Here is a 14,674-nt window from a genome sequence, read left to right as displayed (position 1 = left end):
TAAAGTTCATGCCGGTTGTAAAGCATCTCATGAAGACATCCTAAGTGCTGTTGAAGGTATTCAGCTAAATCAGTTTCAAAAGGCTAGAATTCGAATCGTTCAGAAACATATGGAATATCTAGATTCTCTACTTGATGAAATACAGCACCATATCGACTTGATGGTTGCCAACTACGAAGAATACATACAGCTTCTTTGTACAATACCAGGAATCAATAGAAAATCTGCCATTACCATTATCTCTGAAATCGGCACTGATATGTCTCAGTGGTCCTCTCATCGCAAACTTGCTGCATGGGCTGGATTAGCTCCTGGATGTAATGAATCAGCCGGCAAAAAGAAATCAGTTAAGATTTCAAAAGCTGGTGTTTATCTTAGGCCTTGCCTTGTTCAGGTTGCACATGCTGCCGTAAAAGATAAGAACTGCGATTACTACGCAGACAAATTCAACAAGATATCTAAAAGGCGCGGTAAGAAACGAGCTATCATTGCGATTGCGAGAAAAATACTTATTGCTGTCTATCACCTTTTAAAAACTGGTGAAGTATTTAACCCAACAGATATGGCAGATGTTGAAACAACAAAGAAGCAACGAATCGAATACGTAAAAAACAATTTACGAAATGCCTTCAATCAGCTCAGCCGCACTGGCTTGTCTGAAGCAGAGATTCTACAACTCATCAGAAAAGAATCTACGAACTCACCTCAAATAGAATAGCCATCCATTTGGGGAAAGGGGCTTTATGCACTTTTTTAGGGTAAAATTTGTTTTCTCTTTCAATTTTTATTCAGATTACTCTCCTTTATGTCTATTAAGATGTAATGTGAATGTATTGATATCAGAGCGATAACGTGCAATAGAATACTCTATTGGAGTCTTATTTATATCATAACCGATAGAGTGGAAATAGAATAATGGATCTCCTTCTTCTATATCCAGCATATCCGCTATTGTATCATCGGCTTTGATCATTTCTAATTCTCGGTCAATTGTATCAATACTATGTCCCTGTGCTTCAAAGACATCATAAAGTCTTTCTTGGGTAAAGTCTGTATCAAGCAATTCTGGAAATAGAGAAACAGGAATATAGGTTGTAATAAAGACATTAGGATTCTTATCTGTATAACGTAAACGAACAAGTTTATAAACTAAATCTTCTTCTTGTTGATGTAAAGAATCCGCAATCTCTTTAGACGCCTGTTCTTTTTTAAATGAAATCACCTGCGTTTGAGATACAATACCATGTCTTTTCATCTGTGTATCAAAACTAGATATTGTCTGTGTAAAGTCTTGAATTACCTTAGGTATACATACAATAGTGCCACGTTTTTTCTTCTTTTCTAGATAACCGGCATCTACTAAAATTTGTACAGCTTTTCTAATAGTAGGTCGGCTTACATGATAAATATCAGATAATTCATGTTCTGTAGGAATAATAGTGCCTTCAGGGTATTCTCCCGATGTAATCTTATCTAATAAATCTTTTTTTACATCTAAATATAAAGCGGTCATAACGCACCCTCCTCATGTATATGATATTTTATCACATTTATAACGCCAGTGATATGTTTACATATCATTGACATAACAATTATATAATGTTAGTATATATGTAAAGGAGAGATACAGATGAAAGAATATACTATTGATGAATTGGCACAGATGATTGATCATACTAACTTACATACTGATGCCTCTAAAAAAGATATGGAGAAACTATGCAATGAGGCAAAAGACTATCATTTCAAGATGGTTGCAATCAACCAGGTTCAGTCTCATTTATGTGCGGAACTATTAAAGGGCACTGATATTCATGTAGGTGCTGCAATTTCATTCCCACTTGGACAGACTACTATTGCCTCAAAGGTATTTGATACAAATAATGCGATTGAAGAGGGAGCCACTGAGATTGATTATGTCATCAATCAGACAGAGGTTAAGAATAAGAACTGGGAGTATATTAAGGATGAAATGACACAGATTGTGGATGCATGTCATGCCCATCATATTCCATGTAAGGTTATTTTTGAAAACTGTTATTTAGATGATGAAGAAAAGATCAAATTATGTGAGATCGCGAAAGAGGTTAAACCTGATTTCATTAAAACATCTACTGGTTTTGGAACAGGTGGTGCTACTTTTGAAGATGTCGCATTAATGAAGAAATATGTAGGTGATGAGGTAGAAGTAAAGGCTGCAGGTGGTATTAGAAATGCGGATACTTTTATCAAGATGATTCAAAATGGAGCAACTCGTATTGGTACAAGTGCAGGAGTCTCTATTATTGAAGAATTAAAGAAAAAAGCTGTTGATGGTGTAATTAAGATTTAAAAAGGTCATAAGACCTTTTTTTTCGTATATAATAGTGTAAAGGAGGGTTTTCTTATGGGATTCCAGATTTTTAATTTTGAAGATAATAGCAATGTCTCTGTAGTGAGTCGTAAAGGAATGTTTAAAGTAATTCAGTACGATAAGGATTTAAGTTGTACAGCTGATGATGCACAGATTAAATTCTATATGAGTCAAATGAATGTGAAGAAAAGACAATTGATGATTACTTTAAATAATGAGAGCGTGAATATTCAACCAGGAGCCATGCAATGGTATGTAGGTGATGTACATCAGTCTACAGGTTTAAAAGGGATTGGTGATACAATCAAGAAGTTCTTTAATGCCCAGGTCACTGGTGAATCTACAATCAAACCACAATATGAAGGGACTGGTGTTATAGTCACAGAACCAAGCTATAAGCATTATATTATTGAAGATCTAGATGATTGGAATGGGGCTATGTGTGTAGAAGATGGTTTATATTGTGCATCTGAAACAAAAGTAAATCTAAGTACTTCTATGATTAAAAGTGTATCGGGACAGACAATTGGTGATGAGGGATTATTCAATCTCTGTCTAAAAGGATCTGGTAAGGTTGTCTTAGAATGTAATGTTCCTCAAGAAGAACTGATTACCATTGATTTACATAATGATACATTAAAGATTGATGGATCATTTGCGATTGCCTGGAGTGAAAATCTAGACTTCACAGTAGAAAGAAGCGGTAAAACATTGATTGGTTCAGCCGTGAGTGGTGAAGGTTTAGTCAATGTCTATCGTGGAACAGGAAGAGTATTAATCAAGCCACAGATTTAAAAACATCCACTAATCGTGGATGTTTTCATTATACGCATAATCATCAATAAGATATTCTGAAATCAACATATAGATATCTCTCATACAGTTCTCTGGTACTCTGGATACATTCATCACTTTCATATCCTTGCCATAAAGAATATAATTCGCATCTGTACAATAGATTTCTATCAGCTTCGCTAAGACTTTTATAGATGGTTCACATTCACCATTCTCATACTTCCCTATGGTTGTGCGATGTGTATCAATACGTCTTGCGACTTCTTCTTGAGAATATCCCATTTTTAATCTTGCTTTTCTTAATCGTTCTCCCATTGACATATCTGTATACCTCTACACTTTAAGCATAGAAATAAAACAGAGAGTATAGCGCTCATGTGCGTAAAAATCTCACTTTTTTAGATTTCACGATATTATTATTCGTTTTATGTTATTTATTATGTTATACATTAGTTTATTCATGTATTCTGATTATGGGAGCTATAACAGTATGTATATGTGTATATACACACTAAAGGACTAATACCAACATGGCTTAGTCCTTTTTCCTTTATTATATTGTATATAATATTACTAGGTGGTTGAGTATTATGATTATTTCTATTGTACATTTAAATTCTTATATAACAGACAGAATAATCCAGATGTTTCGTCATTATCATCATCGTTATACAATTTCTAAAACACTGATTCATTCTGATATATATTTTACAGGTGCATTTGAAGATATACAAAGAATTAGAATAATTGATCAAGAAGCTTTTATTGTGATTGTATTAAATAAACCTTTAGGTCCAGAGACTGTGATCTACCAGCCTTTTCATTATATATTTGAAAATGATTTAGAGTTCGGCGTTTCATTGATGTTGTCATTGCATGTGAAGCATTACGATTATTATCAATTCAAATATGAGCATCAGAAGATGTCTATTCCTATCCATGATATTTTCTATATAGAAACACATGATCATCTTTCTACTATACATACAAAGAAAAAGAACTATCATCTCTATAAGCCTTTAAGAATAATACAAGAAGAGATGCATTCTAAACAGATTGTACAGATTAATAAAAGTACATGTATTAATAGTCGTTATATCAATAAAATAAATCATCACGATATCTATATGGGAACCCATATATTTAAGTTAGGACAAATTTATAAAAATAACTTTTATCAGTCATTAAAAAAGAAGTCCGGAGACTTCTAGATGATTTGGAAGATATAGAACTTTAAGTAAGATGTTTCTTCCATAGTCCATAGAATTGGATGATCCGCATTCTGTTGAGTCACAGAGACCTGTTTTAGAGTTACTCCACATTCCTTTGCGGATTCTCTTAACATCTGTTCAAATAGTGCAGTTTCCATAAAACGTGAACAGCTGCATGTAATTAGATATCCACCCTGTCTTAGTAGCTTCATAGCCTTCATGTTAATATTCTTATAGCCATTATAAGCATGATTCACTGTTCTTCTTGATTTAGTAAATGCAGGTGGATCTAAGACAATAATATCATACTGTCCCTGATGACATTTATCTAAGTAATCAAAGACATCATCCTGTACAAAAGACATTCTATCTTCTAGATGATTCATTTTCGCATTCGCAAGACCCTGATCTAAAGCTGTTTGAGAAACATCTACAGCAGTGACATGTTTTGCGCCTCCAATTGCAGCATTTAATGCGAAACCTCCTGTATGACTAAAACAGTCTAAGACTGTCTTACCTGCTGACATGTTTCTTAGTAATACTCTGTTAGATTTCTGATCTAAGAAGTAACCAGTCTTCTGACCATTTTCCACATCTACATTAAGCTTCAAACCATTTTCATTAATGACAGTTGTAGTCGGTAATATGCTTGGTTTCCAGAATCCTTTATAGAGTTCTAGACCCTCCTTAGCACGTACCTTGACATCATTTCTTTCATAGATAGCAGATACATTCTGACCATCTTCTTTTAATACTTCCAATAATAATTCATAGATCATATCTTTGATTAAATCTAAACCATAAGATGTAATCTGAGTCACAATGATTTCATTATAACGGTCTGCAGTTAAACCTGGTAAACTATCTGCTTCACCAAATACAAGACGACAGTTCGTTAGATTATCTTTTTCTACTGTCTTTCTAAAGTCATACGCAAACTGAATTCTCTTTTTAAAGAATTCTCTATCAATCACTTCATTTTGATTCTTAGTTAAAATACGTACTGTAATATGACTTTCTTTAGAAAGAAACCCTGTACCTAAATAACGTCCTTGAGTCGTCATAATATCTACTAAAGAACCATTCTCAATAGAATCATCTAGACTACCTAGATTATTCTTATACATCCACATCTGCCCTTTATCGAGCCATTTTTCTCCTTCAGGAGTAATAATAATACTTGGATAATTTCTTTTCATTTTCTACACCTCGTAAATAAAATAAAGTATATAAGAAATAAAATCAATAAAAAAATCAGAGTTCATTAAGAACCCTGATTAAGGAGATTATTTTAATTTCCAGATATCTTCATTATACTGTGCAATAGTTCTATCACTAGAGAAGAAGCCAGCTTTAGAGATATTGACTAACATCTTCTTAGCCCATGCTTTTCTATCTTTATAATCGTTGATAGCACGTACTTTAGTCTCAATATAGTCTCTTGCATCAAGTAATGCCATAAACCAATCCTTGTATGACATATCATTATGTAATCTTTCAAGTGATTCCACATCACCGACTGATTTCATTTCATCACTGACAATAAAATCAACAAGTGTTCTTAATTCAGGATCATTATTTAAGATATCCTGAGGATAATAATCACCTTTCGCATAATGGTCAATAACTGTATCAGCTTTTGCGCCAAAGATATAAATATTATCATCACCTACAAATTCATGTATTTCGACATTGGCACCATCGTCAGTACCTAATGTAACTGCACCGTTCAACATGAATTTCATATTAGATGTACCAGATGCTTCTTTTGAAGCAAGGGAAATCTGTTCAGAGAAATCAGCTGCAGGAATAATAGATTCTGCATAAGTGACATTATAGTTTTCTACCATGACTACTTTTAAGTAAGGAGATACTTCTGAATCATTGTCAATAAGCTGCTGCAGACAAAGGAGTGTATGGACGATATCTTTTGCGAGGATATAAGCAGGAGCTGCTTTTGCGCCAAAGATACATGTAATAGTATGTGCCGGCTTATGACCGGCTTTAATCTGTAAGTACTGGTAGATAATATATAATACATTCATCTGCTGACGTTTATATTCATGTAATCTCTTAACCTGAACATCGAAGATAGAGGAAGGATCTAACTCAATACCTTCTTTTTCTTTGATTACGTTCGCAAGCTGTGTTTTCTTTTCCTGCTTGATTGTAAGTAGTTTATTAAGAACCGCTTCATTATCTAAATATTTCTGTAATTTCTCTAATTCACTTGCATCCTGTTTGTAGCCTTCACCAATCAAACTATCAATCAAATCAGTTAATTCTTCATTACATGATAATAACCATCTTCTAAATGTAATACCGTTTGTTTTGTTGTTGAAATGTGTTGGGTAAAGTTCATAGAAGTCATGTAATTCAGTATTCTTTAAAATATCTGTATGAATAGATGCTACACCATTGATAGAGAAACCAAAGTGGATATCCATATGTGCCATATGAACGAGCTTATTATTATCAATAATTGCGACTTTTTCATTTGTAGATCTTTCTTTCGCAACAGCATCTAATGCTTCAATAATAGGTACTAATTGAGGCACGATTTCTTCTAGATAAGACAATGGCCATTTTTCAAGTGCTTCTGCAAGAATAGTATGGTTTGTATAAGCACATGTTTTAGATGTAATATCAATAGCCTGCTTCATTGTAAGTCCTTCTTTCATAAGAAGACGAATCAATTCAGGAATAACCATTGATGGATGTGTATCATTAATCTGGATACATACATGCTTATCTAAATCAGTTAAGCTGATTCCTTTACTCTTGATATCTTCAAGAATCATCTGTGCCCCATTAGATACCATGAAATACTGCTGATAAATACGTAATTTACGACCTGCTTCATCACTATCATCTGGATAGAGGAATAAAGTTAAGTTACGTACAATGTTTGATTTATCAAATGAGATACCATCATGTACCATTGATTCATCAACAGATGCAATATCAAATAAGTGTAATTTATTCTTATTTCCTTTATAGCCTAATACATCTAAATCATATAATTGAGACTTTAAAGAAAAGTCCTTAAATTCTACAGTATAATGTTTGTTTGTAGGAATGAGCCAAGAATGATCATTAATCCAAGGGTTTGGTGTTTCGCACTGTTTGTTGTATTCAAATACCTGTTTGAATAAACCTAAATGATAATTAAGACCAACACCATCACCAGGTAGGTCTAAAGTTGCGATTGAATCTAAGAAACAAGCAGCTAATCGACCTAGCCCACCATTACCGAGTGAAGGTTCAGCTTCTATTTCCTCAATTTCTTCTAAACTCTTTCCGTTTTCTTTGAATAATTCCTTTACTTCCTTACGAATACCTAAGTTGATTAAGTTATTACTCATGAGTTTACCAATTAAGAATTCAGCAGAGAAATAATAAACCTTACGGTCCCCTTCAATTGTCTTTTTATCATCAAGCAAGTCTTTTACAACACTTAATAATGCGATATAAGCTTGTTCATTAGAACAATCCTTTATTGAAAGATTAAATAACTCCTGAACTCTTGTATTAATTAACGTCTTAACATCCATTCTTAAAATCTCCTTTAAATACGCTTTGTTTTTACTGTAATGTCACGCATTCGTTCCTTTAATGAATCATTAAAGGCATTCTTATCTAAACGCCACATCCAGTTATTACCTAAAGTATTAGGTTTATTCATACGCGCTGTATTATCAAGCTTCAAGTAATCCTGCATTGGTACAATACACTTATCACTTACACTTGCCATAATACAATCAATACTCATATCCACTAATACAGTGTCATCATCACCATCATAGTGTAGATAGTCTTTCAACATCTGTCTTTCTTCAGGCAGAATATTTTTAAGCCATCCGATCATTGTTTCATTATCATGAGTTCCAGTATAAACAACTGAATTTTCTGTATAGTTGTGAGGTAGGTAGTTGCTTGTACCAGAAGAATCACGTGAATCAAATGCGAATTCAAATACCTTCATACCTGGATAACCACAATCAGCGACCATCTGTTTAACTGTATCAGTCAAATAACCTAAGTCTTCTGCAATTACATTGAGTTTTCCTAAAGACTCTTCAACTGTCTTAAATAAGTCATATCCAGGGCCTTTTTCCCAATGTCCATTTCTAGCAGTTGTATCACCATAAGGAATTGAGAAATATTCATCAAAACCTCTAAAATGGTCAATACGTACAACATCATAGGCTTTCTTACAATATGCAATTCTCTGGATCCACCATGCATAACCAGTTTCCTTATGTTTCTTCCAGTCATAAAGTGGATTACCCCAAAGCTGACCATCAGCAGAGAAACCATCAGGTGGTACACCTGCAACTGCAGTAGGTTTTACTTCAGGATCCAACTGGAATAATTCTGGCTGTCCCCATACATCAGATGAATCATATGCGACATAGATAGGAATATCACCAATGATTTCTACCCCTTTACTATTCGCATAATCCTTTAATGCATACCATTGCTTCCATACATAGTACTGCAAGAACTTATGGTAATTAATGTCATCGCTGAGTTCGTTACGTTTTTCGGTAAGGGACGCATCATTTCTTAAACGTAATTCCAAAGGCCAGTTTTCCCAGCCCTGATTATCATAGGACGCCTTAATGGCCATAAATAATGCATAATCTTCTAGCCACCATGCATTGTCCTTACAGTAAGTTTTAAAATCTTCATTATCAGTAATATGTGAATTCTCATACGCTTTCTTTAATAATGCATATCTATTTTCATAGAGATAAGAATAATCAACATAATCACTATTTATATCTGCCTCTGGTAGATCTTCTTCCTTTAAATAACCACATTTCACAAACTCATCTAAAGAAATAAAATATGGGTTACCTGCAAAAGTAGAGAATGACTGATAAGGTGAATCACCATAACCAGTAATACCTAAAGGGAGAATCTGCCAATATGTTTGTTTAGCTTCTACGAGATCATCTACAAACTTATAAGCAGCTTCATCAAAACAACCAATACCATACTTACTAGGTAAAGATGATACGGATAATAACACACCACTTTTTCTCATAAACTATCCTCCATAAATAGTCCAAAATGATCAGAAACTACATCTTCATGTGTACCATCAAATATGACATGATGGCTTTTTACATGTTCTTTTTTATTACACCAGATATAATCAATACGCATACCATCCACTGCTTCACCCCATCCGTCTATTTTACCCTGAGCAGTAAAACGACCTTGGACATCATCCGCCTCGTCACGTGTATCAAACCATCCATCTTCTTTAATAGTCTCATAACTTTGGTTTGGAATACTATCAGGTGCATTGAAATCTCCTGCTAAGTAAACAGGGACTTCTTTATTCGCCACAACATTGAGCTTATGCCATTGGTCAATGAAAGGTTCCTCATCATCCTTCCACCATCCTAAATGGGCTGTATAAACCCAGAAATGTGTGTTCTCTTTTACTATTTCTACTCCAAGAGAATTACGTTTCTTCCAGAACGTATAATCATTGGTTTGCGTCAATAAAGTATTTACACTATTCACAATTGGATACTTAGAGAAGATGGCTACACCTTCATCAAACTTGTCATAACCTACTTTAACTGGAATATAGTTCCAATTGTATTGATCACCAAGTAATCGACTTAATCCAAGTGCATAATTGTCTTCTTTAATAATGTCTCTACCGACATAAGATCCGTCGGTAGAAACACTTTTTGCAGTCGTACTTTGATTGACTTCTTGTAAACAAATGACATCAACATCATGATTTAGAATAAAATTCGCAATTGTCTGGAGCTTATTCTTTTCATCACATTCACTTAGTGAATGTGTGTTAAGTGTCATGAGCTTCATTTTTATTTACCTAAGGCGTCATTGATATCTGACTTAAGAACATCGGCTTTAGGTCCATAAACTGCCTGAACACCGTTATCTTTCTTAAGGAGACCCTTTGCGCCTTCCTTCTTCCAAGCATCAACATCAGCAACTTTATTGACATCATTAACTGTAACTCTTAAACGAGTCATACATGCATCAACTAACTGAATATTATCTCTACCACCAAGTAAGTTGATGATTGCTTCAACCTGAGCACTACCTTCATGTGCTGTAGAAGCTTCATCACTTTCCATATCATCATAGTTACCAAGTCTACCTGGTGTCGCAAAGTTAAACTTCTTGATCATGAAGTTTGCAACGAAATAACCAACTACTGCGAATACTACACATGCTATAACGAAATTAATAACATCACCAAGTAATCCTGCTTGAACTGCCATAGGAACACGAGTTAAGAATTCGATATTACCAAATGAATGAACTCTTAAATGAACAATATCAGCTGCTGCGAAAGCTAAACCTTGAAGTACTGCATAAACACCATATAGTGGAACTGCTGCGAACATAAACATGAATTCTAGAGGTTCTGTAACACCTGTTAAGAAAGTTGCAATGAATGTAGAAATAAACATTGATTTATATTTAGGCTGTTTATCTTTATCGACATTCTTATACATTGCATAAGCGAAACCAGCTAATAGACCAGTTGCACCGATCATCTGACCTACTTTGAAACGAGCAGGTGTAACTGTTGTTAATAAGTGAGTGTAAGCTGTCATGTTTCCAGCTTTCTTTAAGTTAATTAAATCTGTAACCCAAGCTAACCATAATGGATCCTGACCGAATACTTTTGTACCCTTCTGTAAACCAGTCATGATAGTATATGTACCACCAAAAGAAGTGTAGTTAACTGGAATAGTTAACATATGATGTAAACCAAATGGTAATAATAGACGTTCTAACATACCATATAAGAATGGGGCAATGATTGGTGCTGTTTTACTTGAGTTTGCAAGCCAAACACCAAAGCTATTAATACCACCCTGAACAAATGGCCATACAATTGACATTACAATTGCGATAACAACTGAATGAACAATAACCATTAATGGAACGAAACGTTTACCATTGAAGAATGATAAGCAATCAGGTAATTTACGGAAGTTATAGTATTTGTTGTAAACAATACCACCAACGAAACCAGCAATAATACCTACAAAGACACCCATATTAAGTGCTGCAGATCCTAGAACTGTTGTGAAATAGTTGGCAACTGGAATCTTTGCACCAAATAATGTATGTGTATAAATGACTTTACTACTATTAACCATATCGGCTGTAACACCAAAGATTGTACCTGTGATGTTATTGATTAAGATAAATGCGATAACGGCTGCGAATGCACCTCCGGCACGATCTTTAGCCCAGTTACCACCAATGGCAGCTGCGAATAAGATATGTAGGTTGTTGATTACTGCCCAACCAATCTGTTCCATTACAGAACCCACAGTCATAACAAATGCAACATCTGCGCCAAACATCTGGAATACTTTACCTAATGAAATCATTAAACCAGCAGCAGGCATTACTGCGATAACTGTCATTAAGGCTTTACCTAACTTCTGTAAGAAGTCGAAGTTAATTCCTTTTTTCTTCTTCTTTTCAGGTGCTGCTTTAGGAGCTGCTACATCTTCAAGAACAAGCATCTCATCCTTCACATTATGAGCACCTTTCTTTAAGACAATCTTCTTACCTTTAAGATCATCTTCTTTAGTAAATACGAATGGAGTCATTGTATTCACACCTTTAGATTTAAAGAAATCTAAATCTCCTTCAAACAATAAATCTCCTTTTTCAACTGTCTGACCTTCTTTTACATGCCAAGTAAAACCTTCACCTTGATACTGAACTGTATCTAATCCAAAATGGATTAAGATTTCAATACCATCATCTGTCACAAGACCAACTGCATGTTTAGTAGGTGCAACCATTTTTACTACACAGTTGTCTGGTGCATATACTTTTCCATCTTCTGGAATGATAGCACATCCGTCTCCCATCATCTTTTCTGAAAATACAGAATCTGGGACATCAGTGATTGGTACTACTTTACCCTTGAGGGGCATACATAAAACTTTTCCCTTACTCATATTCTTTCCTCCTTCTAATAAGGTTATGTCTTACTCCCTTTTTCTTACAAATCCTATTTTAATGATTGTAAACACTTACACAATAGGAATTATGCAACAAAACAGGGTATTTACGCATATATTATGCAAATATTTGCGCAACTATAGCGCAACACAATAATAATGAGTATAATAAAAGTGAGGTGATTTAAATGAGTATCACAATTAAAGACATTGCGAAAAAAGCAGGTGTATCTCCATCTACTGTATCTCGTACAATTAATAATCATTATTCAATTAGTGAAGAAACGAAAGAAAAAGTACGTAAAGTAATGGATGAACTCGGTTATGTATATGATAAATCACATATTAAAAAACATGATGTTGGTGTCGTCTTTCCACGTTCTATGGTAGATGTCTATGAGAATCCATTCTATCTAGAAATAGTAAGAGGTATTAGTTATATGTGTAATAAAGAGCGTTATAGTCTTCATATTATTACTGGTGCCGATACGAGAGAAATGAAGACAAGTATGGAAATTGCGGATTGTGAAGGATATATCTTCCTAAATACGAAAATTGAATCTTCTGTGACAGACTATTTAAGAGAACGTATGATTCCTTATATTATGATTGGTAAACCACCAATGAATTCCATTACATCAGTCAGTGTAGATACAGATAATATCCAGGCAGGCTATGAGGCAGTGAAATACTTATTTAAAAAAGGACATCAAAAGATTGGTTATATTGGTGAGAAAAAAGATGCACAGTATTCTATAGATCGACGTCTTGGTTATATACAAGCTTTATCCGAAGCAGGCTATGAAGTGAAAGAAGACTATATTAAGAATCTTTCTTCAAGCTATTCCTATAACCCCAATGAAATACTTGAATTATTAAGAAGTGATGAATGTCCTAGTGCCTTTGTGGTATGTGATGATATTTATGCAGTCATTATGGTTAGACTAATTACTGAAGTAGGAAAGAAAGTACCTGATGATATTTCTATTGTGAGTTTTAATAATTCTATCTTTGCACGTTTTTCAGAACCACCACTGACTTCTATTGATGTAAGCCCAAATCAGTTAGGCATGGAAGCAGTTGTCCAGCTTATTAAACATATAGAAACACCTACCATGTTTGCGACACGCTCAATTGTGCCATTCACAATACGTAAAAGACAAAGTGTAAAGGAAATGAATAAAGGCGATTCACATTAAGTGAAACGCCTTTTCGTTATTCATAATTAGCTTTTGGAGAACTAATAGCTGCAGTAATTTGATGATTTTCTTCATCATACATTGCCTTGATATTATAACCTTCTGTATTATTTGCGCTATAGAATCCATCAACGTAACTTAAATCAATGCTATATCCACGTTTTTTACATTCTTCAACATAAGTATTAAACTGATCTCGTGATAATCCATATGCTTCAAATGTAAAGTTTATTTGATCATCTCTGATGATTTCTACTACCTTTGCATTTGTTTTAGGAATTTTATCTCCTAATTCTGTTTTGGACCATTGATTAGCTATCTGTGTCTCTTTATCAAGAGAATATTTTTTTGCCCTAAAATCATAGTATTCAGTATAGACCTTATTATTATCAATATACTTAATAGTCGCAATATCAGGTTTCATCAGCTTATAGTGATTGATATTCTTTACATAATAGTAATTATCGTAACAACAATGCACATTCGAAACAGATTCTTTTTTATTCACAACCTGATTACTATCCGCATACATAGAAATAGAACTATTCTTGTATTCATCAGTTAATCCACATGACTCTTTGACTTCTGAATATAATTTTGATTTTTCTTCTTCAGTTATATTGTTTTTTTCTTTGAATGTAAGTTCAAAGCTGGTGATTGTATAATTTGTATTATTCGTATAGTCAAGAAGTACACAACGTTCTCCATCCACAATACCTTCATCCACATTCCAAGCAATATCTTTTATATTGATTTTTTCCTTTGAACTACTACTCGTAGTCTTACTACTACCACATCCAGTTAAACTAACTAACATACTCATAATCACAATAAACATTTTCTTTTTCATAATTAAGCCTCCTAATTTATTCGTACAATCAAATTCATCCTTAGTACTTATTCATATGCATTCTCCTTCCTTTTTCTGACCAAAATATAACATGGTGATTTTTATATTTGGTTTTGTGGATGCAAACAAAAAAGCCTGAACTATAATAGGAATAACTAAATAGACTTGGGGTTAACTCAAGATTTAAAAATGCCAGGGGTGTGAATAAACTGGTTCAAAAGTCAAGGACAGAATGTTGACAGTCCCTGCTAAATGAGCATCACCGCAAGGTGATG

Annotated in this window: 13 protein-coding genes; 5 read left to right on the top strand and 8 right to left on the bottom strand. The window is 34.0% G+C overall.

Annotation, left to right across the window (positions count from 1 at the left end):
- Window positions 1–718: transposase (locus tag ACFOZZ_RS13150; protein ID WP_376815411.1), on the top strand; the 718-nt coding region annotated here is incomplete at its 5' end.
- A gap of 75 nt (window positions 719–793) precedes the next feature.
- Here ACFOZZ_RS13150 and ACFOZZ_RS13145 read toward each other — a convergent pair.
- On the bottom strand, window positions 794–1,513 hold the full coding sequence (locus ACFOZZ_RS13145; RefSeq protein WP_286696552.1) for a GntR family transcriptional regulator: 720 nt from the start codon (window positions 1,511–1,513) through the stop codon (window positions 794–796).
- 117 nt (window positions 1,514–1,630) lie between these two features.
- Between ACFOZZ_RS13145 and deoC the strand changes: the two genes are divergently transcribed.
- Complete coding sequence (gene deoC / locus ACFOZZ_RS13140; RefSeq protein ID WP_055232516.1) at window positions 1,631–2,332, top strand: deoxyribose-phosphate aldolase; 702 nt, start codon at window positions 1,631–1,633, stop codon at window positions 2,330–2,332.
- Window positions 2,333–2,386: 54 nt separating this feature from the next.
- Entirely contained in the window at window positions 2,387–3,148 is a 762-nt protein-coding gene (locus ACFOZZ_RS13135) for an AIM24 family protein (RefSeq protein WP_055232518.1), read from the top strand.
- A 9-nt stretch (window positions 3,149–3,157) separates the two neighbouring features.
- Here ACFOZZ_RS13135 and ACFOZZ_RS13130 read toward each other — a convergent pair whose 3' ends face one another.
- Window positions 3,158–3,469, bottom strand: a complete 312-nt coding sequence (locus ACFOZZ_RS13130) for a helix-turn-helix domain-containing protein (protein ID WP_270469383.1) — start codon at window positions 3,467–3,469, stop codon at window positions 3,158–3,160.
- A gap of 269 nt (window positions 3,470–3,738) precedes the next feature.
- On the opposite strand from ACFOZZ_RS13130, the gene ACFOZZ_RS13125 reads away from it, so the two are divergent.
- Window positions 3,739–4,359 (top strand): LytTR family DNA-binding domain-containing protein, encoded by a 621-nt coding sequence (locus tag ACFOZZ_RS13125; RefSeq protein WP_055232521.1) that lies wholly within the window; start codon window positions 3,739–3,741, stop codon window positions 4,357–4,359.
- Here the strand turns inward: ACFOZZ_RS13125 and ACFOZZ_RS13120 are convergent.
- The 5 genes from ACFOZZ_RS13120 to ACFOZZ_RS13100 form a co-directional block, all read right to left on the bottom strand.
- Window positions 4,356–5,558 (bottom strand): class I SAM-dependent rRNA methyltransferase, encoded by a 1,203-nt coding sequence (locus ACFOZZ_RS13120; protein WP_055232523.1) that lies wholly within the window; start codon window positions 5,556–5,558, stop codon window positions 4,356–4,358. The two genes, ACFOZZ_RS13125 and ACFOZZ_RS13120, sit on opposite strands and share 4 nt — an antisense overlap.
- 87 nt (window positions 5,559–5,645) lie before the next feature.
- Window positions 5,646–7,913: a glycogen/starch/alpha-glucan phosphorylase gene (locus tag ACFOZZ_RS13115; protein ID WP_376815410.1), complete on the bottom strand. Its 2,268-nt coding sequence runs from the start codon at window positions 7,911–7,913 to the stop codon at window positions 5,646–5,648.
- A 14-nt stretch (window positions 7,914–7,927) separates the two neighbouring features.
- Window positions 7,928–9,412: a 4-alpha-glucanotransferase gene (gene malQ, locus ACFOZZ_RS13110; RefSeq protein WP_376815409.1), complete on the bottom strand. Its 1,485-nt coding sequence runs from the start codon at window positions 9,410–9,412 to the stop codon at window positions 7,928–7,930.
- On the bottom strand, window positions 9,409–10,212 hold the full coding sequence (locus ACFOZZ_RS13105; RefSeq protein WP_279068519.1) for an endonuclease/exonuclease/phosphatase family protein: 804 nt from the start codon (window positions 10,210–10,212) through the stop codon (window positions 9,409–9,411). The genes malQ and ACFOZZ_RS13105 overlap by 4 nt, the downstream gene beginning before the upstream one ends.
- Window positions 10,213–10,214: 2 nt before the next feature.
- Window positions 10,215–12,347 carry a PTS transporter subunit IIBC gene (locus tag ACFOZZ_RS13100; RefSeq protein WP_376815408.1) on the bottom strand — a complete coding sequence of 711 codons (2,133 nt, stop codon included), beginning with the start codon at window positions 12,345–12,347 and terminating at the stop codon, window positions 10,215–10,217.
- A 191-nt stretch (window positions 12,348–12,538) separates the two neighbouring features.
- Between ACFOZZ_RS13100 and ACFOZZ_RS13095 the strand changes: the two genes are divergently transcribed.
- Entirely contained in the window at window positions 12,539–13,549 is a 1,011-nt protein-coding gene (locus tag ACFOZZ_RS13095) for a LacI family DNA-binding transcriptional regulator (protein ID WP_279147548.1), read from the top strand.
- Window positions 13,550–13,565: 16 nt separating this feature from the next.
- Here the strand turns inward: ACFOZZ_RS13095 and ACFOZZ_RS13090 are convergent, their stop codons facing one another.
- Complete coding sequence (locus tag ACFOZZ_RS13090) at window positions 13,566–14,399, bottom strand: DUF6591 domain-containing protein (protein WP_376815407.1); 834 nt, start codon at window positions 14,397–14,399, stop codon at window positions 13,566–13,568.
- Window positions 14,400–14,674 lie beyond the last annotated feature (275 nt).

It is taken from the genome of Catenibacterium sp. GCM10023432 (genome assembly GCF_042651925.1).
In the GTDB taxonomy this organism is placed as follows: Bacteria; Bacillota_I; Bacilli_A; order Erysipelotrichales; family Coprobacillaceae; genus Catenibacterium; species Catenibacterium mitsuoka.
This window is presented reverse-complemented; position numbering and strand designations above follow the sequence as displayed.

What these genes read in the sequence shown, in the direction of transcription:
- ACFOZZ_RS13115 (WP_376815410.1), bottom strand. Translation starts at nt 7,913, where the DNA reads ATGGATGTTAAGACGTTAATTAATACAAGAGTTCAGGAGTTATTTAAT.
- ACFOZZ_RS13090 (WP_376815407.1), bottom strand. Translation starts at nt 14,399, where the DNA reads ATGAAAAAGAAAATGTTTATTGTGATTATGAGTATGTTAGTTAGTTTA.
- ACFOZZ_RS13105 (WP_279068519.1), bottom strand. Translation starts at nt 10,212, where the DNA reads ATGAAGCTCATGACACTTAACACACATTCACTAAGTGAATGTGATGAA.
- ACFOZZ_RS13120 (WP_055232523.1), bottom strand. Translation starts at nt 5,558, where the DNA reads ATGAAAAGAAATTATCCAAGTATTATTATTACTCCTGAAGGAGAAAAA.
- malQ (WP_376815409.1), bottom strand. Translation starts at nt 9,412, where the DNA reads ATGAGAAAAAGTGGTGTGTTATTATCCGTATCATCTTTACCTAGTAAG.
- ACFOZZ_RS13125 (WP_055232521.1), top strand. Translation starts at nt 3,739, where the DNA reads ATGATTATTTCTATTGTACATTTAAATTCTTATATAACAGACAGAATA.
- ACFOZZ_RS13130 (WP_270469383.1), bottom strand. Translation starts at nt 3,469, where the DNA reads ATGTCAATGGGAGAACGATTAAGAAAAGCAAGATTAAAAATGGGATAT.
- deoC (WP_055232516.1), top strand. Translation starts at nt 1,631, where the DNA reads ATGAAAGAATATACTATTGATGAATTGGCACAGATGATTGATCATACT.
- ACFOZZ_RS13145 (WP_286696552.1), bottom strand. Translation starts at nt 1,513, where the DNA reads ATGACCGCTTTATATTTAGATGTAAAAAAAGATTTATTAGATAAGATT.
- ACFOZZ_RS13100 (WP_376815408.1), bottom strand. Translation starts at nt 12,347, where the DNA reads ATGAGTAAGGGAAAAGTTTTATGTATGCCCCTCAAGGGTAAAGTAGTA.
- ACFOZZ_RS13135 (WP_055232518.1), top strand. Translation starts at nt 2,387, where the DNA reads ATGGGATTCCAGATTTTTAATTTTGAAGATAATAGCAATGTCTCTGTA.
- ACFOZZ_RS13095 (WP_279147548.1), top strand. Translation starts at nt 12,539, where the DNA reads ATGAGTATCACAATTAAAGACATTGCGAAAAAAGCAGGTGTATCTCCA.